This window comes from Stenotrophomonas sp. PE591 (assembly GCF_018320795.1).
GTDB classification, from domain to species: Bacteria; Pseudomonadota; Gammaproteobacteria; order Xanthomonadales; family Xanthomonadaceae; genus Stenotrophomonas; species Stenotrophomonas maltophilia.
Genome location: NZ_JAAOKO010000003.1, coordinates 34583 through 59340, shown reverse-complemented (window position 1 = coordinate 59340; position 24758 = coordinate 34583). Strand labels below are relative to the sequence as shown.

General features: G+C 68.0%; 26 protein-coding genes. 7 read left to right on the top strand and 19 right to left on the bottom strand.

The window, feature by feature from the left end; translation table 11 throughout:
• Window positions 1–54 precede the first annotated feature (54 nt).
• Genes JLDANKMP_RS10075 through JLDANKMP_RS10065 form a run of 3 tightly spaced genes read right to left on the bottom strand, consistent with a single transcriptional unit; the run spans window position 55 to window position 2150 of the window.
• Entirely contained in the window at window positions 55–993 is a 939-nt protein-coding gene (locus JLDANKMP_RS10075) for a histone deacetylase family protein (protein ID WP_212561017.1), read from the bottom strand.
• Between the two features lie 9 nt (window positions 994–1002).
• Window positions 1003–1557, bottom strand: coding sequence for a cob(I)yrinic acid a,c-diamide adenosyltransferase (locus JLDANKMP_RS10070; protein WP_005408144.1), 555 nt, complete (start codon window positions 1555–1557; stop codon window positions 1003–1005).
• A gap of 8 nt (window positions 1558–1565) precedes the next feature.
• Window positions 1566–2150: a hypothetical protein gene (locus tag JLDANKMP_RS10065; RefSeq protein WP_005408145.1), complete on the bottom strand. Its 585-nt coding sequence runs from the start codon at window positions 2148–2150 to the stop codon at window positions 1566–1568.
• 106 nt (window positions 2151–2256) lie between these two features.
• Here JLDANKMP_RS10065 and ubiH point away from each other — a divergent pair, with 106 nt between their 5' ends.
• Together ubiH and JLDANKMP_RS10055 are read left to right on the top strand one after the other, a co-directional pair.
• The gene (gene ubiH, locus JLDANKMP_RS10060; protein WP_212561016.1) at window positions 2257–3465 is read left to right on the top strand and encodes a 2-octaprenyl-6-methoxyphenyl hydroxylase; all 1209 of its coding nucleotides are present in this window, start codon (window positions 2257–2259) and stop codon (window positions 3463–3465) included.
• Window positions 3462–4643 (top strand): UbiH/UbiF family hydroxylase, encoded by a 1182-nt coding sequence (locus tag JLDANKMP_RS10055; RefSeq protein ID WP_212561015.1) that lies wholly within the window; start codon window positions 3462–3464, stop codon window positions 4641–4643. Before ubiH ends, JLDANKMP_RS10055 begins: the two co-directional genes overlap by 4 nt.
• Window positions 4644–4786: 143 nt before the next feature.
• On the opposite strand, the gene JLDANKMP_RS10050 is transcribed toward JLDANKMP_RS10055, so the two are convergent.
• The 6 genes from JLDANKMP_RS10050 to JLDANKMP_RS10025 all read right to left on the bottom strand — a co-directional run bounded on the left by JLDANKMP_RS10050 (window position 4787) and on the right by JLDANKMP_RS10025 (window position 10162).
• Window positions 4787–5182 carry a hypothetical protein gene (locus JLDANKMP_RS10050; RefSeq protein ID WP_005408148.1) on the bottom strand — a complete coding sequence of 132 codons (396 nt, stop codon included), beginning with the start codon at window positions 5180–5182 and terminating at the stop codon, window positions 4787–4789.
• 51 nt (window positions 5183–5233) lie between these two features.
• On the bottom strand, window positions 5234–6301 hold the full coding sequence (gene rlmM, locus JLDANKMP_RS10045) for a 23S rRNA (cytidine(2498)-2'-O)-methyltransferase RlmM (protein ID WP_005408149.1): 1068 nt from the start codon (window positions 6299–6301) through the stop codon (window positions 5234–5236).
• Window positions 6285–6845 (bottom strand): nucleoside deaminase, encoded by a 561-nt coding sequence (locus tag JLDANKMP_RS10040; RefSeq protein ID WP_004154307.1) that lies wholly within the window; start codon window positions 6843–6845, stop codon window positions 6285–6287. The genes rlmM and JLDANKMP_RS10040 overlap by 17 nt, the downstream gene beginning before the upstream one ends.
• A 97-nt stretch (window positions 6846–6942) precedes the next feature.
• Window positions 6943–7665, bottom strand: a complete 723-nt coding sequence (locus JLDANKMP_RS10035) for a DUF6348 family protein (RefSeq protein WP_212561014.1) — start codon at window positions 7663–7665, stop codon at window positions 6943–6945.
• A gap of 51 nt (window positions 7666–7716) precedes the next feature.
• Window positions 7717–8370: a membrane protein gene (locus JLDANKMP_RS10030; protein WP_024958872.1), complete on the bottom strand. Its 654-nt coding sequence runs from the start codon at window positions 8368–8370 to the stop codon at window positions 7717–7719.
• A 43-nt stretch (window positions 8371–8413) separates the two neighbouring features.
• Window positions 8414–10162 carry a glutamine--tRNA ligase/YqeY domain fusion protein gene (locus tag JLDANKMP_RS10025; protein ID WP_049395815.1) on the bottom strand — a complete coding sequence of 583 codons (1749 nt, stop codon included), beginning with the start codon at window positions 10160–10162 and terminating at the stop codon, window positions 8414–8416.
• A 259-nt stretch (window positions 10163–10421) separates the two neighbouring features.
• Here JLDANKMP_RS10025 and JLDANKMP_RS10020 point away from each other — a divergent pair, with 259 nt between their 5' ends.
• Both JLDANKMP_RS10020 and msrA read left to right on the top strand, forming a co-directional pair.
• Complete coding sequence (locus JLDANKMP_RS10020) at window positions 10422–10685, top strand: DUF2007 domain-containing protein (RefSeq protein ID WP_010481810.1); 264 nt, start codon at window positions 10422–10424, stop codon at window positions 10683–10685.
• A gap of 30 nt (window positions 10686–10715) precedes the next feature.
• The gene (gene msrA / locus JLDANKMP_RS10015) at window positions 10716–11381 is read left to right on the top strand and encodes a peptide-methionine (S)-S-oxide reductase MsrA (protein WP_032968772.1); all 666 of its coding nucleotides are present in this window, start codon (window positions 10716–10718) and stop codon (window positions 11379–11381) included.
• A 563-nt stretch (window positions 11382–11944) separates the two neighbouring features.
• Here msrA and JLDANKMP_RS10010 read toward each other — a convergent pair.
• From JLDANKMP_RS10010 to ahpC, 5 genes are all read right to left on the bottom strand, one after another.
• The gene (locus JLDANKMP_RS10010) at window positions 11945–12901 is read right to left on the bottom strand and encodes a transaldolase (protein ID WP_212561013.1); all 957 of its coding nucleotides are present in this window, start codon (window positions 12899–12901) and stop codon (window positions 11945–11947) included.
• Window positions 12902–12951: 50 nt separating this feature from the next.
• A complete protein-coding gene (gene rnk, locus JLDANKMP_RS10005) occupies window positions 12952–13356 on the bottom strand; it encodes a nucleoside diphosphate kinase regulator (protein WP_005408156.1) in 405 nt (134 codons plus the stop codon).
• Between the two features lie 123 nt (window positions 13357–13479).
• Entirely contained in the window at window positions 13480–14442 is a 963-nt protein-coding gene (locus JLDANKMP_RS10000) for a LysR substrate-binding domain-containing protein (RefSeq protein ID WP_005412310.1), read from the bottom strand.
• A gap of 85 nt (window positions 14443–14527) precedes the next feature.
• Window positions 14528–16120, bottom strand: a complete 1593-nt coding sequence (gene ahpF / locus JLDANKMP_RS09995) for an alkyl hydroperoxide reductase subunit F (protein ID WP_212561012.1) — start codon at window positions 16118–16120, stop codon at window positions 14528–14530.
• A 223-nt stretch (window positions 16121–16343) separates the two neighbouring features.
• Entirely contained in the window at window positions 16344–16907 is a 564-nt protein-coding gene (ahpC, locus tag JLDANKMP_RS09990) for an alkyl hydroperoxide reductase subunit C (RefSeq protein WP_005408159.1), read from the bottom strand.
• A 322-nt stretch (window positions 16908–17229) separates the two neighbouring features.
• On the opposite strand from ahpC, the gene prmC reads away from it, so the two are divergent.
• Together prmC and pip are read left to right on the top strand one after the other, a co-directional pair.
• Window positions 17230–18087, top strand: coding sequence for a peptide chain release factor N(5)-glutamine methyltransferase (gene prmC / locus JLDANKMP_RS09985; protein ID WP_212561011.1), 858 nt, complete (start codon window positions 17230–17232; stop codon window positions 18085–18087).
• A 48-nt stretch (window positions 18088–18135) separates the two neighbouring features.
• The gene (gene pip, locus JLDANKMP_RS09980) at window positions 18136–19077 is read left to right on the top strand and encodes a prolyl aminopeptidase (RefSeq protein ID WP_014646006.1); all 942 of its coding nucleotides are present in this window, start codon (window positions 18136–18138) and stop codon (window positions 19075–19077) included.
• 274 nt (window positions 19078–19351) lie between these two features.
• Here the strand turns inward: pip and JLDANKMP_RS09975 are convergent, their stop codons facing one another.
• Entirely contained in the window at window positions 19352–20236 is an 885-nt protein-coding gene (locus JLDANKMP_RS09975) for a LysR family transcriptional regulator (protein ID WP_212561182.1), read from the bottom strand.
• Between the two features lie 105 nt (window positions 20237–20341).
• Between JLDANKMP_RS09975 and JLDANKMP_RS09970 the strand changes: the two genes are divergently transcribed.
• Window positions 20342–21760 (top strand): MFS transporter, encoded by a 1419-nt coding sequence (locus JLDANKMP_RS09970; protein ID WP_212561010.1) that lies wholly within the window; start codon window positions 20342–20344, stop codon window positions 21758–21760.
• Between the two features lie 138 nt (window positions 21761–21898).
• On the opposite strand, the gene JLDANKMP_RS09965 is transcribed toward JLDANKMP_RS09970, so the two are convergent.
• Genes JLDANKMP_RS09965 through JLDANKMP_RS09950 form a run of 4 tightly spaced genes read right to left on the bottom strand, consistent with a single transcriptional unit; the run spans window position 21899 to window position 24753 of the window.
• On the bottom strand, window positions 21899–22696 hold the full coding sequence (locus JLDANKMP_RS09965; protein WP_212561009.1) for an N-formylglutamate amidohydrolase: 798 nt from the start codon (window positions 22694–22696) through the stop codon (window positions 21899–21901).
• Window positions 22689–23243 carry an NUDIX hydrolase gene (locus tag JLDANKMP_RS09960; protein WP_005408165.1) on the bottom strand — a complete coding sequence of 185 codons (555 nt, stop codon included), beginning with the start codon at window positions 23241–23243 and terminating at the stop codon, window positions 22689–22691. The genes JLDANKMP_RS09965 and JLDANKMP_RS09960 overlap by 8 nt, the downstream gene beginning before the upstream one ends.
• Window positions 23240–24175 (bottom strand): 5'-3' exonuclease H3TH domain-containing protein, encoded by a 936-nt coding sequence (locus tag JLDANKMP_RS09955; protein ID WP_005408166.1) that lies wholly within the window; start codon window positions 24173–24175, stop codon window positions 23240–23242. The genes JLDANKMP_RS09960 and JLDANKMP_RS09955 overlap by 4 nt, the downstream gene beginning before the upstream one ends.
• On the bottom strand, window positions 24172–24753 hold the full coding sequence (locus JLDANKMP_RS09950; RefSeq protein WP_005412319.1) for a nitroreductase: 582 nt from the start codon (window positions 24751–24753) through the stop codon (window positions 24172–24174). The genes JLDANKMP_RS09955 and JLDANKMP_RS09950 overlap by 4 nt, the downstream gene beginning before the upstream one ends.
• Window positions 24754–24758 lie beyond the last annotated feature (5 nt).

Sequence of the window (24758 nt, the reverse complement as noted above, 5' to 3'; positions counted from 1 at the left end):
GCCCCATCCCTTGCATAGGGGCAATGAAGGACGCCGGAGCCTGCCGGTTCGGGTTCATCCGGCGGAGGTGCCCACGGACGGCGTGAGCAGGGCCTGGACATGGGCCACGCTGCACTCGGCCAGGGCCTGCAGGTCGTAGCCACCCTCCAGCATCGAGACCACCCGGCCGGCCGCGTGACGGCGTGCCAGCGCGTGCAGTTCACCGGTGATCCAGGCGAAATCGTCGGTCTCCAGCATCAGGTCCGCCTGCGGATCACGCAGGTGGGCGTCGAAGCCGGCCGAGATCAGCAGCAGCTGTGGGCGGAAGTCGTCGATGGCCGGCAGCATCTCGTCGGCCCAGACGTTGCGGAAGCGGAAGCCACCGCTGCCCGGCGGCAGCAGGATGTTCATCAGGTTGCCGGCACCGCGGTCACGGCGCAGGCCGGAATTGGGGAACAGCCCGGCCTGGTGGGTGCTGTAGTACGAGACCCGGGCGTCGTGCTGGAAGATGTCCTGGGTGCCGTTGCCGTGGTGGACGTCGAAGTCGACCACCGCGATCCGTTCCAGGCCGTGGCGGTCGCGGGCATAGGCGGCGGCGATGGCGATGTTGTTGAGCAGGCAGAAGCCCATCGCCGTGCTGCTGGTGGCGTGGTGGCCCGGCGGGCGTACCGCGCAGAAGGCCAGCGGGTCGTCGCCCAGCATCACCGCATCGACCGCGGCCACGCCGGCACCGGCGGCGTGCACGGCGGCGCTGGCCGAGCCGGGTGAGGTCCAGGTGTCCATGTCCAGCTGGCGCAGCGGTGCGGTCTGCGGTTGCAGCACGAAGTCGAGCAGGGCGCTGTCGTGGACCCGGGTCAGTTCACCGAACTTGGCCGGTGGCGCTTCGCGCCACTCCAGCTGGCCGGGGAACGCGGTGTGCAGCGCGTCCAGCACACGCTGCAGGCGTTGCGGGCACTCCGGGTGGCCGGGGCCGGGGTCGTGCAGCAGGCAGGACGGATGGGTGTAGACCAGCATCGTGCAGGCTCAGCGCTGGCGCTGCTGTGGTTGCCACAGCGCTTCGCCCTGGCCGTCGGCACGGGCCAGCACCCGGGCCAGCACGAACAACAGGTCCGACAACCTGTTCAGGTACTGCAACGCCTCGCTGCGCACGGCCTCGTGGCGGGCCAGGGTGACCGTTTCGCGCTCGGCGCGGCGGACGATGGTGCGGGCCAGATGGCAGCGCGCGGCGGCTTCGCCGCCGGCCGGCAGGATGAATTCCTTCAGCATCGGCAGGTCGGCGTTGTAATGGTCCAGCTGCTGTTCCAGGGCCGAAACATCGGCGGCGTGGATCGCGGCGTGGCCGGGGATGCACAGTTCGGCGCCCAGGTCGAACAACTGGTGCTGCAGATGCACCACCAGCGCGCGCACATCCTCGGGCAGGGGCACGGCCAGCAGCAGGCCGAGCGCGGCATTGGCCTCGTCGACGGTGCCGTAGGACGCCACCCGGGCATCATCCTTGGGCACGCGCTGGCCGTCACCGAGGCCGGTACTGCCGTCGTCGCCGGTGCGGGTGTAGATGCGCGAGAGGCGATGACCCATGTCGCGGCTCAGTGGCGGATGTCGCGGCGGGCCTGCTGGAGCTTCAACACCTGCTCCACGGCCAGCTGCAGGGCGGCGGCCAGCGCCACGTAGATCGCCGTGGTGCGCAGGTAGGGGCCGAACCACTGCGCGTAGTTCTGTGCCCAGCCGGCCAGGGTCGGCTCGGCCACGTTGCTGCTGGTCCAGTAGAAGCCGCCCTGCGCCAGCAGGTGGCAGACCGCCACCGAGGCGACCAGCAGCAGCGCGCCCTTGGCCAGTACCGGCCAGCGCGCGCTCTGGTAGTTGCGGCCCAGCAGCATGCCGCCGGCCCACAGCGAGAAATAGGCCGGCAGCAGCAGCCAGTAGCCCGGCGACACGCAGTAGTGCTGCCAGAAGTCCAGGCCGCTGCTGCGGATCACGATCCAGTCCACCAGCACCGCGAACACCATCAGCAGCGGGAACGCCCAGCGCGTCCAGCGGGCCAGGTAGAAGCCACCGATGAAGAACACCGCCCATGAGGCATCGGGGATCGCCGCGAAGTGATTGACACGGGTCGCTGCCAGCACCAGAACGAGCACGGACAGGACGAAGGCGCGGTTGGCAGTGTCGGACATGGTGGCGGGCCCGGAGCGGATTCAGGTTTCATTCTAGCCCGCCGCGCGGGTTGGCGCAGGACCGGCCGTTCGGCGTACAGACGGGGCGAGCGCGTATCATGAACGCATGAGTGAACGACATGACGTGCTGATTGTCGGTGGTGGCCTGGTCGGCGCCAGCCTGGCCATTGCCCTGGACCGCCTCGGCCGCGACGTGGGCCTGCTCGAGGCCAGCCCGGCCGGCGAGCTGCCGGCGGTGTTCGACCAGCGCAATCTCAGTTTCGCCGCTGCCACCGTCAATGCGCTGACCGCGCTGGGGGTGATGCAGAAGCTGGCGATGGCACCGGGCCCGATCCGGCGCATCCACGTCAGCCGTGCCGGCGATTTCGGCCGTGTGCAGCTGGAAGCGGCCGATTACGGCCGGCCTTGGTTCGGACAGGTGGTGGTCGCCCGCGACTTCGGCCAGGCGCTGGAAGCGCGGCTTCAGGAGCTGCCGCGGCTGCGCCGTTACCGGCCGATGCGGTTCCTGGGCCTGGGTGAAGTGGTCGACGGCTACCGCCAGGTGCGGGTCGCCGATGAGGCCGGCGAGCGCGTATTGCTGGCACGGCTGGTGGTGGGTGCCGACGGTACGACCAGTGGCGTGCGTGGTGCACTGGGCATCGAGGTCGACCGCCATGATTTCCAGCAGACCCTGTTCGTGGCCCGTGTACGCAGCCAGCGCGCGCCGGATGGCACCGCGTGGGAGCGTTTCACCGATACCGGCCCGACGGCCCTGCTGCCGCGCGGCGATCGTCACTTCGGCACCGTGCATGGTGTTGCGCGCGACCAGGCCGATGCGGTGATGGCGCTGGACGATGCCGCCTGGCTGCAACGCCTGCAGAACGCGATCGGCTGGCGTGCCGGCCGCCTGCTCGAGTCCGGCCCGCGCAGCGCCTACCCGCTCATCCAGGTGCTGGCGCGCGCCCTGGCCGGTGAGCGCACGGTGCTGCTGGGCAATGCCGCGCAGACCATTCATCCGCTGGGTGCACAGGGCTTCAACCTGGGCCTGCGCGATGCGCTGACTTTGGCCGAGCTGCTGGAGGATGCGCATGAAGATGCCGGCAGTGATGCACTGCTGCAGGCCTATGTCGCGCGCCGCGAGGAAGATCGCCGGCAGACGGTGGCGTTCTCCGGCGGCCTGGCGCGCCTGACCAGCAACCCGGCGCCGCTGATGCGGCCGCTGCGCAGCCTCGGCCTGGTGGCCGCGCAACGCGCATCGGTGCAGTCGATGCTGGTCGGTGGCGCGATGGGCTTCCGCGGCGAAGTGCCGCGCCTGTGCCGCGGAGAAGCCGCATGAGCCGGCGCATGCGCCTTGATGTGGCCATCGTCGGTGGTGGCGTGGTCGGTGCCGCGTGCGCGCTGGCGCTGGCCGATGCCGGCCTGTCGGTTGCGCTGGTGGAAGGTCGTGAGCCCGCGCCGTGGCACGCCGCACAGCCTGACCTCCGCGTGTTCGCCTTCGCTGCTGACAACGTACAACTGTTGAGCCGCCTGGGCGTGTGGCCGGCGATCGCGCAGGCCCGCGCCTGGCCCTACCGGCGCATGCAGGTGTGGGATGCGGCCGGTGGCGAAGATCTGCTGTTCGATGCCGATCGCTTCGGCCGTCGTGAACTGGGCTACATCGTCGAGAACGGCCTGCTGCAGGATCGGCTGTGGGCGGCGTTGCCGGCGGCGGGCGTGCAGCTGCACTGCCCGGCGCGGGTGGAAGCGCTGGAGCAGGACGACGACGGCGTGCGCCTGCGCCTGGATGACGGTCGTCGCCTGGAAGCGGCGTTGGCGGTGGCCGCCGACGGCGCCGAATCGACCCTGCGCCAACTGGCCGGGATCGAGGTTGAAAAGCATGACTACCACCAGCGTGGCGTGGTGGCCTACGTGGACAGCGATCTTCCCAACCAGGCCACCGCCTGGCAGCGTTTCCTGCCGAGCGGGCCGCTGGCGCTGCTGCCGGTGGCCGAGCGCCGCAGCTCAATCGTCTGGACCCTGCCCGAGGACGAGGCGGCGCGCGTGCTGGCGCTGGACGAAGACAGCTTCAACCGCGAACTGACCCGCGCCTTCGCGGCGCGGTTGGGTGAGCTGCGGCTGGCATCACCGCGCGCAGCCTTCCCGCTGCGCCGCCAGCTGGCACGTCACTACGTGGCCGACCGTGTGCTGGCATTGGGTGATGCCGCGCACGTGGTGCATCCGCTGGCCGGGCAGGGCGTGAACCTGGGCCTGCGCGATGTGGCCGCCCTGCGGCAGTGGCTGGCGCCGTCGGCCGAGCGCCGTGGCCAGCCGCGGCTGTCGCCGCAGCGCCTGCAGCGCTGGGCACGCGAACGGCGCAGCGACAACCACGTCGCCGCCTACAGCTTCGATGCGATCAACCGCCTGTTCTCCAACGACGAAATGCACCTGACCCTGGCCCGCGGCCGGGCGCTGGGCTGCGTCGGCAAATGGCCGCCGCTGGTGCAGGCATTCTGGAAGCGCGCCGCCGGGGTGTAGCAGAATGCAAACCGCTCTGGTGGGTGCCCGACGTCAGTAGATCCACGCCATGCGTGGATGAAGATCGCGCTGGATCAAAAAAGGGGACGGAGGGGATTAAGTCGTTTGTGCCACAAACGACTTAATCCCCTCCGTCCCCTTTTTCAGTCGACCAGCCAGCCGGCCAGGTCGGCACGATCCAGCTTGCCGCGACGCTTCACGTCCAACGCATTGAACTCATCGGCCAGCGCCGGATTCGCCTGCGCTTCCTCGCGGCTGATGAAACCATCGCCGTTCACATCCAGCGCAGCGAAGTGGATGCGGTACTGGCCAACCACGCTGCTCGGTTCCAGCGAACGCACGGTCACCTGCGCCTCGCCGGCCGGTTGCGGAATCTCGACGCTGCCGCTGACCCGGCCCGCATCCAGCGGTTGCTGGCGGATCGCGCCGCCGGTGGGGCCCAACGGCTGGCTTTGTGCCGGGGTGTGCGGCAATTGCTGGGCCACCGCTGGTGCGGCGGCCAGCAGGGTGATCAGCAGCGGAATCGTTCGATGTCGCATGGATGCTCCTCCCTCTGCAGCGCCGGGGTATGCCCGGCGGACGTGATGGCCTCAGCGCAGTGGCGACGCCAGTACTGTGATCTCCTCACGGTCGTGATAGAGCTGCTTGGCACGCACCACCAGCGGCTTGCCGGCCTGGTCCTGGAACAGGTCCAGGCACAGGCGGGTTTCGTCCCAGCGCTTCTTCATCGGTAGCTTCAGGTTGAAGATCGCGTGCCGGCACCAGCCTTCGCGGAACCAGGTGGCCATGCGTTCGGCTACGCGGCGCGGCTGCTCGACCATGTCGCAGACCATCCAGTCCAGCGGCTGTTCCGGATGCCAGTGGAAGCCATCGGCGCGCAGGTGCTCGACCAGGCCGGTGTCCAGCACGTGCTGGCGCAGCGGGCCGTTGTCGATGCTCAACACGTGCATGTGCTGGCGGGTCAGCACCCAGGTCCAGCCGCCGGGGGCGGCGCCCAGGTCGGCTGCACGCATGCCGGGCTTGGCCAGTGCTTCGCGTTCTTCCGGCGTCAGCAGGGTCAGCAGTGCTTCGTCCAGCTTCAGTGCCGAACGCGAGGGCGCTTCGGGCAGCAGCTTCAGGCGCGGGATGCCCAGTGCCCACGGCGCGCTGTCGGCCGGGTCGGCCACGCAGACGAAGGCGTGGGTGCCGTCGACGAACACCACGTGCAGGCGCGGCAGGCGGTTGTTCGGCTTGTCAGTCAGCTTGCCGGCCTTGCGCAGCGCTGGGCGCAGCGCGTTGCCAAAGGCGCGGGCCAACCCGGACAGCGGCTTGCCGGCGTCCGAGTCCGGGTGTTCCACCCACAGGTCGCCGAAGCGCGGCGCATCGGCCAGCACGTCGAGCATCGGGGTAATACGGTCGGCCGGGTCCAGCTGCGGCAGCTCGGCCAGCACCACCAGCTTCTGCCGCGCGAAGATCAGCTCGCGCCAGCGCAGGCGCGGCGCCAGCGCGGCGGCTTCGTCGCACATGAAAAGCACGTAGCCATCATTGCGCTGGGTGCGCGCGTAGCCGGCGAAACCGGCTTCGCCGGCGCGGAACTGCAGCTCGCCGGCCAGCTCGGGCTCGAAGCCCTGCCGGCACAGGCACAGCAGGCCGATGCCGGTTTCAGTAACGGGCGCCATCGCTTTCCCCATAGGCGCGCAGCACGCTGCGCGCGGCGTCGCGGTTCAGGCCCTGCACCACTTCGATGCCACGCTTGTTGAGCTCGCCGACCCAGTCGGCCGGCAGCGGGCCTTCATCGAACGGGGTCAGTTCCTCGACGTCGGCCGAGTTGGCACCGATCAGCAGGCGGTCGATGCCCGCCCACACGGTAGCGCCATAGCACTGGCAGCACGGCTGCGAACTGGTGGCCAGGGTGACCGGCGACAGCACTGCGTTCAGGCGCGGGGTCTGCAGGCGCTGCTGGGCCAGCATGTAGGCCATGTTCTCGGCGTGCGCCAGCGAGGTCGCGTGCGGCATCACCCGGTTCACGCCAGCGGCGATGACCTTGTCGTCCGGGCCGAACACCACCGCACCGAACGGGCCGCCACTGGCGTGCTCGACGTTCAGCCGCGACAGCTCGATCGCCAGCGCGACCTTGGCCTCATCGCCCGGATATCGACGATCCAGGTCGATCTGGTCGTGGATCCAGGCGGGAAGGGTCAGGTGGACTTGCGCGTACAGCATCGCGGGGGTGCCTCGTGTGGGATGGGAAAAAGTGCGGTTGCTTGGGGAACCGGCGCGCAGTGTAGCCGCACGGGCCTGTACCGGGTGTGGGCGTGGGTCAGCCCGGCGAGCCGGTGCGGATCACCACGTACTGCTTGCGGAACTCCAGCCCGGCCTGCGGCCAGCTGGCCGCGTAGGCGCGCAGCAGGGGCAGGGCGGCGGCGAAGTCGTGGCCGTTGACCCGGCAATCGGCTTCGCACAGGCCGTCGGCATCGCGCGAGGCGAACAGGCGGATGGCGAGGAATTGGCGGGCTTTCAGCAGCTCGTCGAAGGCCTCCATGCTGCGGGTGAACAGGCAGCAGGGGCAGGAGCCATGATCGTCTTCGCTGCAGGTGGAGGCATCCACTTCCTGTGCACGGTAGTGCGCCAACGGCCCCAGCACCACGGTGCGTTCGTGTTCCTCGCCATCGTCACCGGCCGGATAGGTCAGGCCCATCATCGGCAGGCCCTGTGCATCTTCGGCGCCGATCGCAGTCTGCAGGGTCGCCAGGTCTACCCGCACCCAGGTCTGGAAGCCGGACAACAGCGATGCCTGCTCATCGGCACCATTTGCATGCTGGTACTCGAACAGGCCATCGGCGAACAACCGCGGATGCTGGCTTTCAATGACGGTGGAGGTCTGCCAACCACCGTTGTCGCGCGCGTGTGCGTCCATTGCATGCGGGGTCAGGCGCAGGCCGCTGTCCAGCAGCAGCGCGTTGCCGTCGATGCGGCTGGCGGTGCCCGCGTCCTGAAGGACCTGCTGCAGCAGCGGGAGGAGAGCGGCGGAGGTCGTGGTCATGTCAGGCCTGTGGGGTGGATGGGGTGGAACATCCAGGCAGGGCCTGGGCATCTAGCGGTCGAGCGCGTCGAGTTCGGCGCGATATCGCTGCGCGTCGGATTGCTGCTGCGGATCGTTGCCGTGGTCGCGCAGCCAGGTTTCCAGCTCGCGGCGATAGTCCGCGCGGAAATCGGCATTACCCGGGCTGAAATGCAGCTTGCGTGCCGCCACCTCCACCCGCTCGCGCGCGCTGGCCCGGGCCTGGGCGACGCCGTGCGGGGATTCATTGGTGAGGATGACGAAGTTGCGTGGGAAGCCCGGCGTGTACTTGACCACGAACGGCTGGTCGCGCGCCGGGATACGGATGGCGTTTTCCAGCGGCCACAGCGAAGCGGTGTTGGTGTGGAACACCACGTCCACGTCGCGGCCCTCGGCGGTACGCAGCACCCCTTCGTAGCGCCAGATGTACTGCTCGTTGAGCGTGGAGCTGGTTCGCTCGGCCTTGACGATCACCGCTTCACCACGCTCGCCCACCACGTTGAGGAAGGTGGCGTTGAGGAAGTGGCCGAGGAACATGTTGAGCATCGCCAGCGGGAACACCACGATGGCGTAGCCCGGAAAGCGCCGCCACCACGAGACCAGCCCGGCCAGCACCATCGCTGCAAAGAACGTCAGCAGCGGATGCTGCGAGATGAACCAGAACAGGACGGAGAGGGCGGTGATCATTGTCGATGGCGTGCGGGCGCCGTGCTGGCGCCCGCGCAGGTCCTCAGGCCGACCAGGTATCGCGCAGGGTCACGCTGCGGTTGAACACCGGCTTGGCTTCGGTGTGGTCGCGGCGGTCGGCGACGAAGTAGCCGGTACGTTCGAACTGGAACGACTGCTCCGGCGCGGCGCTGGCCGCGGCCGGCTCGACATAGCCGGTGACGGTGCGGCGCGATTCCGGATTGAGGTAATCGCGGTAGGTCTTGCCTTCCGATTCATCATCCGGGTTCGGCACCGAGAACAGGCGGTCGTACAGGCGGATCTCGGCCGGCACGCCATGCACTGCGCTGACCCAGTGGATGGTGCCCTTGACCTTGCGGTTGGCGCCTTCCATGCCCGGACGCGATTCCGGATCCAGCCAGCCGCGCAGCTCGGTGATGGTGCCGTCGGCATCCTTGATCACTTCGTCGCAGCGGATGATGCCGGCGCCGCGCAGGCGCACTTCGCCACCCGGCACCAGGCGCTTCCAGCCCTTCGGCGGCACTTCGGCGAAGTCCTCGCGGTCAATCCACACTTCGCGTGCGAACGGCACTTCGCGGCTGCCGAAGCTCTCGTCCTTCGGGTGGTTGCTGAAGGTCAGCTGTTCTTCATGGCCCTCAGGCAGGTTGGTCAGCACCAGCTTGACCGGATCGATCACTGCCATGCGGCGCGGCGCGGCGCTGTCCAGGTCTTCGCGCAGCGCGCCTTCCAGCACGCTGAAGTCGATCAGCGAATTCTGCTTGCTGATGCCCACGCGCTCGGCGAACAGGCGCATCGCGGCCGGGGTGTAGCCACGGCGACGCAGGCCCTGCAGGGTCGGCATGCGCGGGTCTTCCCAGCCGTCCACCAGCTGCTCGGTGACCAGTGCCATCAGTTTGCGCTTGCTCATCACCGTGTAGTTGATGTTCAGGCGCGAGAACTCGATCTGGCGCGGCTTGGCGGCTTCGCGCGGCAGGCCGGCATCGACCAGCGGCTGGGTCAGCGCATCGTCATGGGCGAAATCGACGTTGTCCACGCACCAGTCGTACAGCGGGCGGTGGTCTTCGAACTCCAGCGTGCACAGCGAGTGGGTGATGCCCTCGATCGAATCACCCAGCGCATGTGCGAAGTCGTACATCGGGTAGATCGGCCACGCGTTGCCGGTGTTCTGGTGCTCGACGTGCTTGATGCGGTACAGCGCCGGATCGCGCAGGTTGATGTTGCCGCTGGCCATGTCGATCTTCGCGCGCAGGGTACGCGCGCCATCCGGGAATTCACCTGCGCGCATGCGGCGGAACAGGTCGAGGTTTTCCTCGACGCTGCGGTCGCGCCACGGCGACGGGCGGCCCGGCTCGGTCAGGGTGCCGCGGTAAGCGCGCACTTCCTCGGCCGACAGGTCGCAGACATAGGCCTTGCCCTGTTCGATCAGCTTCTCGGCGGCCAGGTAGTAGGCCTGGAAGTAGTCCGAGGCATGGCGCAGCTCGTTCCACTCGAAGCCCAGCCAGCGCACGTCGTCCTGGATCGCGGCCACGTATTCGGGATCTTCCTTGGCCGGGTTGGTGTCGTCGAAGCGCAGGTTGCAGACGCCGCTGAACTCACCGGCGATGCCGAAATTCAGGCAGATCGACTTGGCATGGCCGATGTGCAGGTAGCCGTTCGGCTCCGGCGGGAAGCGGGTCTTGATCGCCTGGTGCTTTCCGCTGGCCAGGTCCTCGCGCACGATCTGGCGGATGAAATCGCGCTTTTCGTGGCTGTCGGCGGGGGTCTCGGGGCTGGCGGGGGTGTGCTCGGACATGAGTCTGGGGCGAAAAAGGGCAGAAAGACCAACAGTCTAGCGCGTACGGGGCAGGGCTGCCCGGTGGGGTGTGGGGATGCCGGCCAGCGGCCGGCACTACCCAACTGCACGGCGATCCACATTCCGCCGGCCCGCTGCCGGCGCTACCGGAAGGTGGATGGGTAGTGCCGGCCGCTGGCCGGCAGAACGGTCATGCGCCGTCACCACCACCATTCAGCCCCCGGGCGTATGCTGGAACCCTGTCCCACGGAGCCGCCGCATGCACATCGTGTACAAGGCCGACAACCTGTTCGATGCCCATCTGGTCAAGCACGCGCTGGAGGACGCCGGCATCCCGGCCTTCGTGTTCGGCGAGTCGTTGCTGGGCGGCATGGGCGAGCTGCCGCTGTTTGGTGTGTTGCGGGTGGGAATCCCCGATGCGGCACGCCCGCAGGCCGAGGACATCGTGGCGGCGCTGGACTTGGGCCACGCGCCGGACGCCCCCATTTCAGATGCAGACGACATAGCCGGCCTTCCGGCGTAGGAGCGCATCATGTTGGGAATTGGCCAGGGCATCCTTGGCATCGGCGCCTTCAAGCAGCGCCTGCCGCGCCCGGAAGAAGCACTGCCGGGGCGTGACCAGCCGCTGCCGCTGCACAGCAACCAGCACTTCGTGAACAGCCATCCGCTGAAGGACCGTTTTGCCGGCCTGCAGCAGATCCGTTTCGCGCTGGGCTGCTTCTGGGGCGCCGAGCGCAAGTTCTGGACCGAACCGGGCGTGTACAGCACCTCGGTGGGCTATGCCGGGGGCATCACCCCGAACCCGACCTATGAAGAGGTCTGCTCGGGCCTGACCGGCCACACCGAAGTGGTGCAGGTGGTGTTCGACCCGGCGGTGGTGAGCCTGGAGCGCTTGCTGCAGCTGTTCTGGGAGAGCCACGACCCGACCCAGGGCATGCGCCAGGGCAACGACACCGGCACCCAGTACCGTTCGGCGATCCACGCCACCGACGAGGCGCAGTACGCCGCTGCGCTGGCCAGCCGCGAGGCCTACCAGGCGCAGCTGGATGCGGCCGGCTACGGCCCGATCACCACCGAGATCGTGTACCCGGCACCGGCGTACTACTACGCCGAGGACTATCACCAGCAGTACCTGGCGAAGAATCCGAACGGCTACTGCGGCATCGGCGGCACCGGCGTGAGCTGCCCGATCGGATTGGATGTGGAGGCGCCGCGCTGACGCGCGGTGGTCCGCCTGCGGCGGGCAGAAGCTACTGCAGAAGCCAAAGCCAAAGCGGCTCTGGGTTGCTGTGAGTCTGGCGGGACGGGTTGGGTTGTCGGGGGACGCCGTGAATCCATCCCTGGAGGCTTGTGAGCGCCATCCATGGCGCTCGCACCCCCGCCAACCCAACCCGTCCCACCCCTGACAGTTTCCCGGTGACGGTGGGCAAGAGCATTGGGTTACTGACGACCTGATAAACAAAAAGGACGCGGCCTTCGCCGCGTCCTTTTTGTTTGGTCCTGCAGTGCCTTCTGTAGAGCGGAGCCATGCTCCGCTCCAAGCAAGCGAAGCGCGCGACCCGCTGTTGCTCTTCTTTCTTCCGTGGCGGGCGGCCGCAGGAAACTGTCGAAGGCAGGGTGGGTAGGCCGTGCAGGGGCGTGAGCCGCATGGATGCGGCGACCGAGCTTACAGGGACGTACTTGCAGCGTCCCCTGCACGGCCTACCCACCCTGCCAACCACATGACCCGCTCTTCGCGACCAAGCCCCCCGCCACGAGGGGCTCAGCCGTTGGCCGGAATCCTCACAGTGCCGCGCGGATGCGCTCGCGCAGCGCCTGCAGATCCTTGGCAAACGCATCGATACCGGTTGCCAGCTTCTCGGTCGCCATCGGATCGGCCGCCAGATCCGCTGCGAACTTCGCCGCATCGATCGGGGTCACCGCCACGCCATCGGCGGCACCGGCCACCAGCTTGCGCGGCAGCTCGCCGTGGTCGGCGTCCAGCTTCTCCAGCAGGTCCGGCGAAATCGTCAGGCGGTCGCAGCCGGCCAGCGCTTCGATCTGCGCGGTCGAACGGAACGAAGCGCCCATCACCACCGTCGGCGAACCGCGGCGCTTGAATTCGGCATACACGCCACGCACGAACTTCACGCCCGGGTCTTCGTCGATGGTGGCCGGGGTCTGGCCGTTGGCCACGTACCAATCGAGGATACGGCCGACGAACGGCGAGATGAGGAACGCGCCGGCTTCGCTGCAGGCCAGCGCCTGGGTCGGGTTGAAGATCAGGGTCAGGTTGCAGTCGATACCCTCGGCCTGCAGGATGCGCGCGGCTTCCACGCCTTCCCAGGTCGCGGCGATCTTGATCAGGATCTTCTCGCGCGGCACGCCGGCATCAGCGTACATCTGGATGAACTGGCGGGCCTTGGCCACGGTGGCGGCGGTGTCGTGGGCCTGGTCGGCATCCACTTCGGTGGATACGCGGCCCGGCACCAGCGTGCTCAGCAGCGCGCCGACGCCGATGGTCAGGCGGTCGGCCACGGCGTGCACCACGGCTTCGCGGTCGCCACTCTGCTGGCGGCCCCAGGCCAGTTCGCGTTCGATCAGCTCGGCGTAGACCGGCAGGTCCAGCGCCTTCTTCACCAGGGTCGGATTGGTGGTGCAGTCCACCGGCTGCAGGCGCTTGATCGCCTCGTAGTCACCGGTATCGGCAACGACCACGGACAGTTCGCGCAGCTGGGACAGTTTGGACGGGGTACTCATTACGGCTCCTGGTGCAGGGGGATCGAATCGCGCGCGGTGCGCAGCGGTAATCAGGGGCGGTCGTTGTGGACCGCGGTCACGCGCAGGCGCAGCTTGCGGCCGCCGGGCGCGTTCCAGTCGATGCTCTGGCCGATCGAAAGGCCGAGCAGGGCACTGCCGACCGGGGCCAGCACGGAAACCTTGCCTTCATCGACGTTGGCTTCGCGGGGGAAGACCAGGGTCAGGACGTGCTTCTCGCCCGACACTTCATCTTCGCACTCCACGCGCGAATGCATCATGACGATGCCTTCGGGAATCTGGTCCGGTGCCAGCACGGTGGCCCGGTTGAGTTCTTCAGCAAGCGCGAGCGCGGCAGGCGTCTGGCTCAGCGCAGGGGATTCGAGCATGGCGTCCAGGCGGTCCATGTCGAAGGTGGAAACGGTGATCGACGGCGGCAGGCCGCTGGCGGTACTCATGGTGAAGCTCCTTGGTTGAAAGCCATGCAAAAGGCGGCACCTGCTGGCGCCGCCTGTCTGTATTGTGGGGACAAATGCGGCCGGAATCGACTCCTGCCGATTCCAGGCCGGTGCTGCGGGGGTTCAGCCGTTCAGGGCGGGGCCGGGCAGAGCAGTCGCTTCGCCGGTGGCATTCACCGCATCAAGGGTGAACAGCGCCTGCGGCAGGCGCTTGAACTGGTCGGCCAGTTCCATCAGGAAGTCGTTCATGGCCGAGCTGCGGCGCCAGATCATGGCGATGCGACGGCTGGGACGGCCCTCGCCGGTGAAGTCGAGCAGGCGGATGTTGTTCGAGCGCGGCACCGGCGGCTGCACCGACAGGCTGGGCAGCAGGGTGATGCCGACATCGGCGGCAACCATCTGCCGCAGCGTCTCCAGACTGGTGGCGCGGAACTCGGACTTCTCGTTGGCGCCGAACAGGCGGCACACTTCCAGCGCCTGGTCGCGCAGGCAGTGGCCATCTTCCAGCAGCAGCAGCTTCTGCGTGGCCAGTTCCTGCACATCCAGGTGTTCGCGGCGGGCCAGCGGGTGGCGCCCGGACACCGCCAGCAGGAACGGTTCCTCGAACAGGAACTCGGCGTGCAGCTGGTCGTCGATTACCGGTAGCGCCAGCAGCGCGGCGTCCAGCTTGCCTTCGCGCAGGCGGTCCAGCAGCACATCGCTCTTTTCCTCGACCAGCAGCAGTTCCAGCTCCGGGAAGCGCTCGCGGATGCGTGGGATCACATGCGGCAGCAGGTACGGACCGAGGGTCGGGAAGATCCCCAGGCGCACCGTCCCGGCTTCCGGGTCGCGGCTGCGTCGCGCCGCTTCCTTCAGCTGCTCCACTTCGGACACGATCACCCGTGCCCGTGCCGCCGCTTCCTGGCCGGCCGGGGTCAGCATCACCTTGCGCGGTGCGCGTTCCACCAGCGGCAGGCCCAGTTCTTCTTCCAGCTTGCGGATCTGCGTGGACAGCGTGGGCTGGCTGACAAAGCAGGAGGCGGCAGCCCGGCCGAAATGCTTGTGGTCGGCCAGGGCTACCAGGTACTTCAGATCACGTAGGTTCATCCTTACACCCCAGGGGTAACGGACCGGCTGACGGCATGGTTACCCGACAGGCAGACAATGTTCCCGGTGATCTGGGAACGGTGGATCAGGCCGCTTCAGCAACGGCACCGCTGCTGTTGCTCACCGACGAGCGGATCAGGTGGTCGAACGCGCTCAGTGCGGCGGTCGAACCGGCGCCCATGGCAATGATGATCTGCTTGTAGGGTACCGTCGTGCAATCGCCAGCAGCGAACACACCCGGCAGGTTGGTCTGGCCGCGGTCGTCGATGACGACCTCGCCACGCGGCGACAGCGCCACCACATCCTTCAGCCACTCGGTGTTGGGCAGCAGGCCGATCTGCACGAAGATGCCTTCCAGCTCGACGCGGTGGGCGTCGCCGCCGATGCGGTCCTTGTAGACCAGGCCGGTGACACGGCTGCCGTCGCCCAGGACTTCGGTCGTCTGGGCGCTGGTCAACACAGTGACGTTGGCCAGGCTGCGCAGCTTCTTCTGCAGCACTTCATCGGCGCGCAGGCTGGAATCGAACTCCAGCAGGGTTACATGCGACACGATGCCGGCCAGGTCGATGGCCGCTTCCACGCCGGAGTTGCCGCCGCCGATCACCGCCACGCGCTTGCCCTTGAACAGCGGGCCGTCGCAGTGCGGGCAGTAGGCCACGCCCTTGTTGCGGTACTGGTCTTCGCCCGGCACGTTCATCTGCCGCCAGCGTGCGCCAGTGGACAGGATCACCGAACGCGACTTCAGCACCGCACCGTTCTCCAGCTGCACCTGCACCAGGCCGTCTTCGCCGGCCGGCACCAGCGCGCTGGCGCGCTGCAGGTTCATGATGTCCACCTCGTACTCGCGCACGTGCTGTTCCAGTGCCGTGGCCAGCTTCGGGCCTTCGGTCTCCTTCACCGAAATGAAGTTCTCGATCGCCATGGTGTCCAGCACTTGGCCACCGAAACGCTCGGCGGCGATGCCGGTGCGGATGCCCTTGCGTGCGGCGTAGATCGCCGCTGCAGCACCGGCCGGGCCACCGCCCACCACCAGCACGTCGAAGGCGTCCTTGGCGGCGATCTTCTCGGCATCGCGCTTGCTGGCATTGGTGTCCAGCTTGGCCACGATCTGCTCGAGGGTCATGCGGCCCTGGTCGAACACTTCGCCGTTGAGGTACACGGTCGGCACCGACATGATCTCGCGCTTCTCGACTTCGTCCTGGAACAGGGCACCGTCGATGGCCACGTGCTGGATGCGCGGGTTGAGCACCGCCGCCAGGTTCAGCGCCTGCACCACGTCCGGGCAGTTCTGGCAGGACAGCGAGAAGTAGGTTTCGAACCTGTACTCGCCTTCCAGGTTCTGCACCTGCTCGATCAGCTCGGCGGTGGCCTTGGACGGATGACCGCCCACCTGCAGCAGCGCCAGCACCAGCGAGGTGAACTCATGGCCCATCGGCAGGCCGGCGAAGGTCAGGTGGATGTCCTGGCCCGGGGTGCCCAGGTCGAAGGACGGCACGCGGCCCTGGCCATCGCGCAGCACCTGCAGCGAGATCTTGTCCGACAGGCTTTCCAGGGTCTGCAGCAGTTCCAGCATCTCCTGCGACTTGGCGCCGTCGTCGGCGTGCGCGGTGATCTGGATCGGGCGGATCACGCGCTCCAGATAGGTCTTCAGCTGCGACTGCAGGTTGGCGTCCAACATCGGTCTTCTCCTGGCTACAGGCAAACAGGGGGCGTGGCACCGCTGTACAAGGTAGCGGACCAGCTGGGGGTAGGGGTGAACCCAAGACAGCGACCGTGGAAGGGGCTGGCTGGCCAAGGCGGGCGAGCGTTGGCTGTCTTGGGTTCACCCCCACGCCGGTAGGGCACCGGCATGGGGATGAAGGGCGCGCCGTGGCGTGGGGCCACGGCAGGCCGGTACTGCGTTAGATCTTGCCGACCAGGTCCAGCGACGGGGTCAGGGTCTTCTCGCCTTCCTTCCACTTGGCCGGGCAGACCTGGTTCGGGTTGGCGGCGGTGAACTGGGCAGCCTTCAGCTTGCGCAGGGTCTCGGAAACGTCACGGGCGATCTCGTTGGAGTGGATCTCCAGGGTCTTGATCACGCCTTCCGGGTTGATGATGAAGGTGCCGCGCAGGGCCAGGCCTTCCTCCGGAATGTGCACGCCGAAGGCGTTGGTCAGCTGGTGGGTCGGGTCGCCGACCAGCGGGAACTGGGCCTTGCCGACGGCCGGCGAGGTTTCGTGCCACACCTTGTGCGAGAAGTGGGTGTCGGTGGTGACGATGTAGACCTCGGCGCCGGCCTTCTTGAACTCGGCGTAATGGTCAGCCGCGTCCTCGATCTCGGTCGGGCAGTTGAAGGTGAAGGCGGCCGGCATGAAGATCAGGACGGACCACTGGCCCTTCAGGCTGGCGTCGGAAACCTTGATGAACTCGCCATTGTGGTAAGCGTTGGCTTCGAACGGCTGGATCTGGGTGTTGATCAGGGACATCGTTTTTCCTCTGGTGAAGGGGAGTGGGTGAATCGACAGGACCTAGGTTACCGACTCGCTGTCGATAAGAACAATCCATTGATTGCATCTATTTGATAGATGGAGTCTATCAAGAGGCCATGAGCCGGCACTGAACCTTGCCACCCTCATCCTGCAACTGCCTGTGTGACAAGGGAAATCTCCCTGAGGCAAGGAATGGGGCCGATAGCCCCTCCTTATTCCCTCCCGCAGAACCTGAACGAATTCCAGCGTTTGTAGAGCCGAGCCCATGCTCGGCTGCGGGTGGAGCGGCCGAGCATGGGCTCGGCTCTACAATTGCGGAATGTCTTCCCAAACCGAACCCACCCTGCGCCAGATCGTGGCCGAGGCCAGCGCCCGCCTGGGCGGCATCGACGCCCGCCACGAGGCCGAACTGCTGCTGCTGCACGTACTGGAGCGCCCGCGCAGCTGGTTGTTCGCCCACGCAACCGATCCGCTGGCCGCCAATGACCAGGCCGCCTTCGAGGCGTTGCTGGCCCGCCGCGTGGCCGGTGAGCCGGTGGCCTACCTGACCGGCCGCCGCGGTTTCTGGACGCTGGACCTGGAGGTCGACCCGGCCACGCTGATTCCGCGCCCGGAAACCGAGCTGCTGGTGGAACTGGCGCTCGAGCGCCTGCCGGCCAATCGCGACCTGCAGGTGGCCGACCTCGGCACCGGCAGCGGTGCGATCGCCTTGGCGCTGGCCAGCGAGCGGCCGCAGGCGCAGGTGCTGGCCACCGATGCCAGCCCGGGCGCGCTGGCCGTGGCCAAGCGCAACGCCGCGCGCCATGAACTGCGCAACGTGCGCTTCGCCGAGGGCGGGCACGACTGGTATGCGCCGCTGCAGGGTGCGCGTTTTGATCTGATTGCCAGCAACCCGCCGTACATCGCCAGCGACGATCCGCATCTGGAGCAGGGTGACCTGCGCTTCGAGCCGGCCACCGCACTGGCCTCGGGTCCGGATGGCCTGGACGACATCCGCCGCATCGTCGACGGTGGCCAGGCCCACCTGCTGCCCGGCGGCTGGCTGCTGATCGAGCATGGTTGGGACCAGGGCGAGGCGATCCGCGCGCTGTTCGAGGCGGCGGGGTTTGCCGAGGTGCAGACCGTGCAGGATCTGGAGCAGCGCGACCGCATCACCCTGGCCCGGCGTCCGGCCTAGAATGGAGGTTCTCCTGCCCCGGCAGGGCATCACCCTGGAGCTGCAAGCATGCGTACGCTGTACCCCGCCATCACCCCCTACGACGTCGGCACCCTGAAGGTCGACGACCGCCACACGCTGTACTTCGAACAGTGCGGCAACCCGGACGGCAAGCCGGTGGTGATGCTGCACGGTGGCCCGGGCGGCGGCTGCAGCGACAAGATGCGCCAGTTCCACGACCCGTCCAAGTACCGCATCATCCTGTTCGACCAGCGCGGTGCCGGCCGTTCCACCCCGCACGCCGACCTGGTGGACAACACCACCTGGGACCTTGTTGCCGATATCGAGAAGCTGCGCGAACACCTCAAGGTCGATCGCTGGCAGGTGTTCGGTGGCAGCTGGGGTTCGACCCTGGCGCTGGCCTATGCCGAAACCCATCCGCAGCGCGTGACCGAACTGGTCCTGCGCGGCATCTTCATGCTGCGTCGCTGGGAACTGGAATGGTTCTACCAGGAAGGCGCCAACCGCCTGTTCCCGGATGCGTGGGAGCATTACCTGAAGCCGATCCCGTCGGTGGAGCGCCATGACCTGATCTCCGCCTTCCACCGCCGCCTGACCAGCGACGACGAAACCACCCGCCTGGAAGCGGCCAAGGCGTGGGCGGTGTGGGAAGGCGCGACCAGCTTCCTGCATGTCGATGATGACTTCATCAACAGCCACGAAGACCCGCACTTCGCGCTGGCGTTTGCCCGCATCGAGAACCACTACTTCGTCAACGGCGGCTTCTTCGAGGTGGAAGACCAGCTGCTGCGCGACGCGCACCGCATCGCCGATATTCCCGGCGTGATCGTGCACGGCCGCTACGACGTGGTCTGCCCGCTGGCCAACGCCTGGGACCTGACCAAGGTCTGGCCGAAGGCGAAGCTGGAAATCACCCCGGCCTCGGGCCACTCGGCGTTCGAGGCCGAGAACGTGGATGCGCTGGTACGCGCCACCGATAGCTTTGCCTGATCGGTAGTGCCGGCCGCTGGCCGGCAACGCCGCACCGGTAGCGCCGGGTCATGCGCGGCGCTANCAACCCTCATCCACGCATGGCGTGGATCGACCACAGCCTGGTAGTGCCGGCCGCTGGCCGGCAACGCCGCACCGGTNGCGCCGGGNCATGCGCGGCGCTANCAACCCTCNTCCACGCATGGCGTGGATCGACCACAGCCNGGTAGTGCCGGCCGCTGGCCGGCAAACCTGAAACGGGTGGATTCCTGCAGACGCCGGCCAGCGGCCGGCGCTACCAATCCCCGGCCAGCAACGCGTCGGCCAGCGCCTGCAGCTTCGGCGAGTGCTGGCGCGACGGTGGGTAGATCAGCGACAGCGCACGGCTGCGACCTTCAAACGGCTGCAGCACACGTTGCAGGCGGCCGTCAGCCAGCGCGTCGGCCACCGCGAAATCCATCACCTGCACGATGCCGATGCCGGCGATGGCCGCTTCCACCAGCGGATCGCCGCTGTCGAACACCATCCGCGTCGGTGGCGTGAACTCGCGCAGTTGGCCGTCCTGCAGGAACTGCCAGTCCACCAGCCGGCCACTGCGCAGGTTGCGCACCGCCAGGCAGGCATGATCCTGCAGCGCGGCCACATCGTCCGGTGCGCCACAGCGGGCCAGATACGCGGGGCTGGCCACCGTCACCCAGCGCAGCGGCCGCAATGGCCGCGCGACGATGCGCTGGTCGGCGATGACGCCGGTGCGCAGCGCGGCATCGAAGCCTTCCTCGACCAGATCGACCAGGCGGTCGCTGAGCGCGGCTTCCACCTGCAGCTGCGGATGCTGTTCCAGTAATGGCGCCAGCATCGGCACCAGCACCTTGCGCCCGAACATCGACGGCGCACTGATCTTCAACGTACCCGAGGGCGTGCACGGGCGGTCGGCCAGTTGCCGCTCGGCATCGTCCAGGCCGGCCAGCAGCGGTGCCACCTGTTCCACGAACTGGCGGCCATCCGGGGTCAACGCCACGTTGCGGGTGTTCCGCTGCAGCAGCTTCACCCCCAGCGTGGCTTCCAGCCGCCCGATCGCGCGCGACAGGCCGGACTGGCTCAAGCCGAGTTGGCCGGCGGCCACGGTGAAGCTGCGCGCTTCGGCCACCTGCACCAGCATGCGCACCGCATTGAGGTCCATCGAGGCTGCATTCATGCGGGAAATCATGACAGAAATGGTGGGCAGGGGGTTTATTGATTCGGCCGCATCAATGAGACTGCGCTCCCCCATCGATCCAGACCGCCGATGCCTCCCCTCAAATACCCGCGCTGGGCGCTGACCCTGCTGGCCACCGCACAGCTGATCATCGCCCTGGACGCCACCATCATCTTCGTCGCCCTGCATGACATGGGGCGCGCGCTGCAGATCAACGCGCAGCAGCTGCAGTGGGTGGTCAGTGCCTACACCGTGGCGTTCGGTGGCAGCCTGCTGCTGGGTGGCCGCGCCGCCGACCTGATTGGCCGTCGCCGTTTCTACCGGCTGGGCATGCTGCTGTTCGCACTGGCGTCGCTGCTCGGTGCGTTGGCGCCGAATGCCACCTTGTTGATCATCGCGCGCGCCGCGCAGGGCGTCGGTGCGGCCCTGCTGTTCCCCGCCACGCTGGCACTGATCAACACGCTGTACGCCGAAGGCCCGGTGCGCAACCGCGCGCTGGCGATCTGGAGCATGGCCAGTGCGGTCGGCCTGGCGCTGGGCACGCTGCTCGGTGGCGTGCTGACCCAGGCGTTCGGCTGGCCGGCGGTGCTGGCGGTGATCGTGCCGCTGGCCACGGCGTGCGCGGTCGCAGCCGGTGCGTGGTTGCCGTCCGATGGTCCAAGGGTGCGCGGCCGCTCCTTCGATCTGGCCGGTTGCCTGACCGTCACCGCCGGCGGCAGCCTGCTGGTCACTACCCTGGTGCAAGGGCCGGAGTGGGGCTGGACGGCACCGGCCACGCTGATCTGCCTGCTGCTTTCAGCCGTGCTGTTGACGGTGTTCGTACAGATCGAAAAACGCAGCCGTGACCCGCTGATGCAGTTTTCGCTGTTGCGCCTGTCGGGCCTGCGTGCGGCACTCGGCCTGACCTTCGCCTTCATGAGCAGCTATGGCGTGCAGTACTACTTCCTGGCGCTCTACTTCCAGGATGGCTATGGCTGGAGCCCGCTGCAGGCCGGCATGGCCTTCCTGCTGCCGACGTTGGTGTGCACCTTCGGCATCCGTATTGCCGAACGCATGCTGCGGCGCCGTTCGCCAAGGCAGGTACTGGCCTGGGGCTTCGCCGCCGGTGCCATCGGCATTGCCGCGGTGGCGCTGGCGATGCCGCACGGTGCCAGCTACTGGCCGCTGCTGCCGGGCATCGTGGTGCTCAGCATCGGCCAGGGCATGAGCTGGACGGCGATGTGGATCGTGGCCGGGCAGGGCGTGCCGGGTCCGCAGCAAGGCGTCGCGTCCGGCATGGCGGCCACCGCACAGCAGATCGGCGGGGCGTTGGGACTGGCGGTGCTGGTGATGGTAGCCAACGCCGCGCGCGGCACGCAGGCAGCAACCAGTGCCGACGCCCTGCAGGGCATGGTCAACGCACAGTACGGCGCCGCGTTGTTCGCCGCGCTCGGCGTGGCCATCGCGCTGGGCCTGCGCCCGGCGCCGGTCGAATCGGCCGCCACCGTCTGCCCGGTCAGCGATGCATGATTGAAGGCGCTGGCGTGGGTGGTGGATGTCCCACGCCTGCGGTAGTGCCGGCCGCTGGCCGGCAATGCAATGATCCAACTACCCTGAGGTTGCCGGCCAGCGGCCGGCACTACCGATCCGGAATGGATCCACGCGCGTTCAACCGAACGCCAGCAACTGTGGCTGCAATGCGCTGAAGATCCGCGCCAGCCGCTCCGCCCACGCCTGCTGCCCAGCCACATCGGCAATCAGGTCCTGGCGGATTTCCAGTTCCACGTGCACCAGCCCGCGGCCTTCGCCATGCACCGGCACCGCGTAGTCGCTGGTGCTGCTCACCGAATACGGTTCATTGTCACCCACCACCAGGTCGCCTTCCTCGCGTAGTGCCTGCAGCAAGGCATGGGCGAAGCGCGTGTCCTGGTGGTACAGCACGCCGGCATGCCATGGTCGCTGCGCGCCATTCATCGCCGGAGTGAAGCTGTGCATCATCACCAGCAGGGTGGGGCGGCCGGCATCGCGGCGTGCGTCCAGTTCCGCGTCGATGCGCGCGTGGTAGGGCGCGTGGATCGCATCGATGCGCTGCTGCCGCTGCGCCGCCGACAGCCTGGCATTGCCCGGCACCACGGTGTGGTCGCTTACTTCCGGAATCAGCGTCGGCGAGGCCAGCGGACGGTTGCAGTCGATCAGCAGCCGCGAATAGGTCTGTTCGATGGCCCAGGCATCCAGCCGTTCGGACAGTGCGCGGGTGGTGCCGGCAATGCCGATGTCCCAGCCGATATGGCGGTCCAGTTCGGCCTGCGGCAAGCCCAGGCCTGCGAGGGCACGCGGCACCTGCTGGCCGGCATGATCGGCCAGCAGCAGGTACGGCGACGCGCCATGCGGCCGGTGGAGGGTGTAGATCGCCGGGTCGTCGGCGCCGAGCAGCGCCGGCAGCGCGTGCAGGTCGGCGTCAGCCACGCGGGCGTCCGTCCAGATGGTGCTCGATCATCCACAGCCCGGCCCAGAGCTTGGCGTCCAGCTCGTAGCCTTCGCCCATCTTCTGCACCAGCCAGGCCGCTGCCTCACTGCGCGGAATCTCGTGCACGATGATGTCTTCGCTGTCGTCACCACCGCCCTCGCCAACGCGGCGCAGGCCGGTAGCGCGCACGAAGGCGATTTTTTCGCTGCTGGCGCCGGAAGAGGTCGGGCCGATCAGCAGCACTTCGGCGTGATCGGCGGTCCAGCCGGTTTCTTCTTCCAGTTCGCGCACGGCCGAGACTTCGATCGATTCGCCGGCGTGGATGTCGCCGACCAGGCCGGCCGGCATCTCGATGGTGGGTGCCTGCAGCGGCACGCGGAACTGCTCTACGAACAGCACCTTGTCCTCGGGGGTGACGGCGATGATGATCGCGGCCAGGCCACCGGCATGGGTACGTTCGCTGTATTCCCAAGTGCCGCGCACCAGCATGCGCTGGTACTTGCCTTCATAGACGACACGCGGGGCTTCGGTGTTGCGCTGGCTCATGCGGGCTCGCTGTGGGTGGGAAGAATATCGGGCACGCCGGCGGCATCGAACAGCCGGCGGCGGGTCATCGGGCCGAAGCGCAGGGTCTGGCACAGGCCGCCGAGCAGCTCGGGATCGGCCGCCTGGCGCAGCAGGCCGGGCTGGCTGCCTTCCAGCGGCGCGTCCAGCGCGATGGTGGTCAGCTGGCGCCAGAGCTGGGCGTGCTCGCGCTGCTCGCGCAGGCGCACCGCCATCTGGGCGGCGCCGCGCAGGCGCAGGAACGGCACCTCGTCCAGGCGTTCGTACAGCGCATCCATGCTGCCGAAATGGGCCAGCAGCACGGCGGCGGACTTGCTGCCGACGCCACTGATACCGGGAATGTTGTCCACCGCATCGCCGCACAGCGCCAGGTAGTCGGCAATCTGGTGCGCATGCACGCCGTGCCGCGCCTTCACTCCGGCCACGTTCCAGCGCTGGTTGCGTGCGTAGTCCCACTGCTCGTCGTGATCCAGCAGCAGCTGCGACAGGTCCTTGTCGGCGGAGATGATCACGCCGCGGTGGCTGCCACGATGCACATGCAGGGCGCTTCCGATCAGGTCGTCAGCCTCGTACTCGTGGTGCGCCAGCACCGCCAGGCCCAACGCCGCGCACAACGCCTTGCAGTGCACGAACTGGCGCTTGAGCGCCTCCGGCGCCGGGTCTCGGTTGGCCTTGTAGGCGGGGTACAGGCGGTGGCGGAAGCCACTGTCCAGCGCTTCGTCGAAGGCGATGGCGATGTGACGCGGGCGTTCGCGCTCGAGCAGGTCCAGCAGGAAGCGGGCGAAGCCGTGCACGGCATTGGTCGGCCAGCCCTGCGCGTCCTGGAACTGGTCGGGCAGGGAGTGCCACGCGCGGAACACATAGATGCTGGCGTCGACCAGGTACAGCGACGGCGGTGGTACCGGCAGGGTCATGCCGGAGGCGTCCAGTCGCGCAGCAGGGTGGCAGGGTCCGGACGCTCGCGCTCGGGCACGGCGGCCTTCGGCGTGCCGATATGGATGAAACCGGCGATGCCTTCGCCCTCGGCCAGGCCCAGGTAGGCGTGCACGGCGGGGTCGAAGGCCATCCAGGCGGTCAGCCACTGCGCGCCGAAGCCCAGCGCCTGTGCGGCCTGCAGCAGGGCGAAGCAGACGCAGCCGGCGGTCATCAGCTGCTCCTGCTCGGGGACCTTCGGGTCCGGGCGCGGGCTGGCCACCACCACGATCACCAGCGGCGCATGGCTGAAACGCTGGCGATCCTTCTCGAACACGGCCTCGCCCGCATGCGGGTCGCGTTGGCGGCTGCGCTCGGCCAGGAAGTCGCCCAGAGTGTGACGTGCATCGCCGGCGATCTTCAGGAAGCGGAACGGTACGCGCTTGCCGTGATCGGGCACGCGCACTGCCGAAGCCAGCATCCGCTGCAGGGTGGCCGGGTCCGGGCCGGGCTCGGCCAGTTGCCGCGAAGGCACTGAGCGGCGGGCATCCAGGGCGAGCAGGGCGGCGGGGTCGGGCATGGAGT

Coding starts and splice junctions, on each gene's coding strand:
- JLDANKMP_RS10075 (WP_212561017.1), bottom strand. CDS start 993: ATGCTGGTCTACACCCATCCGTCCTGCCTGCTGCACGACCCCGGCCCC.
- JLDANKMP_RS10070 (WP_005408144.1), bottom strand. CDS start 1,557: ATGGGTCATCGCCTCTCGCGCATCTACACCCGCACCGGCGACGACGGC.
- JLDANKMP_RS10065 (WP_005408145.1), bottom strand. CDS start 2,150: ATGTCCGACACTGCCAACCGCGCCTTCGTCCTGTCCGTGCTCGTTCTG.
- ubiH (WP_212561016.1), top strand. CDS start 2,257: ATGAGTGAACGACATGACGTGCTGATTGTCGGTGGTGGCCTGGTCGGC.
- JLDANKMP_RS10055 (WP_212561015.1), top strand. CDS start 3,462: ATGAGCCGGCGCATGCGCCTTGATGTGGCCATCGTCGGTGGTGGCGTG.
- JLDANKMP_RS10050 (WP_005408148.1), bottom strand. CDS start 5,182: ATGCGACATCGAACGATTCCGCTGCTGATCACCCTGCTGGCCGCCGCA.
- rlmM (WP_005408149.1), bottom strand. CDS start 6,301: ATGGCGCCCGTTACTGAAACCGGCATCGGCCTGCTGTGCCTGTGCCGG.
- JLDANKMP_RS10040 (WP_004154307.1), bottom strand. CDS start 6,845: ATGCTGTACGCGCAAGTCCACCTGACCCTTCCCGCCTGGATCCACGAC.
- JLDANKMP_RS10035 (WP_212561014.1), bottom strand. CDS start 7,665: ATGACCACGACCTCCGCCGCTCTCCTCCCGCTGCTGCAGCAGGTCCTT.
- JLDANKMP_RS10030 (WP_024958872.1), bottom strand. CDS start 8,370: ATGATCACCGCCCTCTCCGTCCTGTTCTGGTTCATCTCGCAGCATCCG.
- JLDANKMP_RS10025 (WP_049395815.1), bottom strand. CDS start 10,162: ATGTCCGAGCACACCCCCGCCAGCCCCGAGACCCCCGCCGACAGCCAC.
- JLDANKMP_RS10020 (WP_010481810.1), top strand. CDS start 10,422: ATGCACATCGTGTACAAGGCCGACAACCTGTTCGATGCCCATCTGGTC.
- JLDANKMP_RS10010 (WP_212561013.1), bottom strand. CDS start 12,901: ATGAGTACCCCGTCCAAACTGTCCCAGCTGCGCGAACTGTCCGTGGTC.
- rnk (WP_005408156.1), bottom strand. CDS start 13,356: ATGAGTACCGCCAGCGGCCTGCCGCCGTCGATCACCGTTTCCACCTTC.
- JLDANKMP_RS10000 (WP_005412310.1), bottom strand. CDS start 14,442: ATGAACCTACGTGATCTGAAGTACCTGGTAGCCCTGGCCGACCACAAG.
- ahpF (WP_212561012.1), bottom strand. CDS start 16,120: ATGTTGGACGCCAACCTGCAGTCGCAGCTGAAGACCTATCTGGAGCGC.
- ahpC (WP_005408159.1), bottom strand. CDS start 16,907: ATGTCCCTGATCAACACCCAGATCCAGCCGTTCGAAGCCAACGCTTAC.
- prmC (WP_212561011.1), top strand. CDS start 17,230: ATGTCTTCCCAAACCGAACCCACCCTGCGCCAGATCGTGGCCGAGGCC.
- pip (WP_014646006.1), top strand. CDS start 18,136: ATGCGTACGCTGTACCCCGCCATCACCCCCTACGACGTCGGCACCCTG.
- JLDANKMP_RS09975 (WP_212561182.1), bottom strand. CDS start 20,236: ATGGACCTCAATGCGGTGCGCATGCTGGTGCAGGTGGCCGAAGCGCGC.
- JLDANKMP_RS09970 (WP_212561010.1), top strand. CDS start 20,342: ATGCCTCCCCTCAAATACCCGCGCTGGGCGCTGACCCTGCTGGCCACC.
- JLDANKMP_RS09960 (WP_005408165.1), bottom strand. CDS start 23,243: ATGAGCCAGCGCAACACCGAAGCCCCGCGTGTCGTCTATGAAGGCAAG.
- JLDANKMP_RS09955 (WP_005408166.1), bottom strand. CDS start 24,175: ATGACCCTGCCGGTACCACCGCCGTCGCTGTACCTGGTCGACGCCAGC.
- JLDANKMP_RS09950 (WP_005412319.1), bottom strand. CDS start 24,753: ATGCCCGACCCCGCCGCCCTGCTCGCCCTGGATGCCCGCCGCTCAGTG.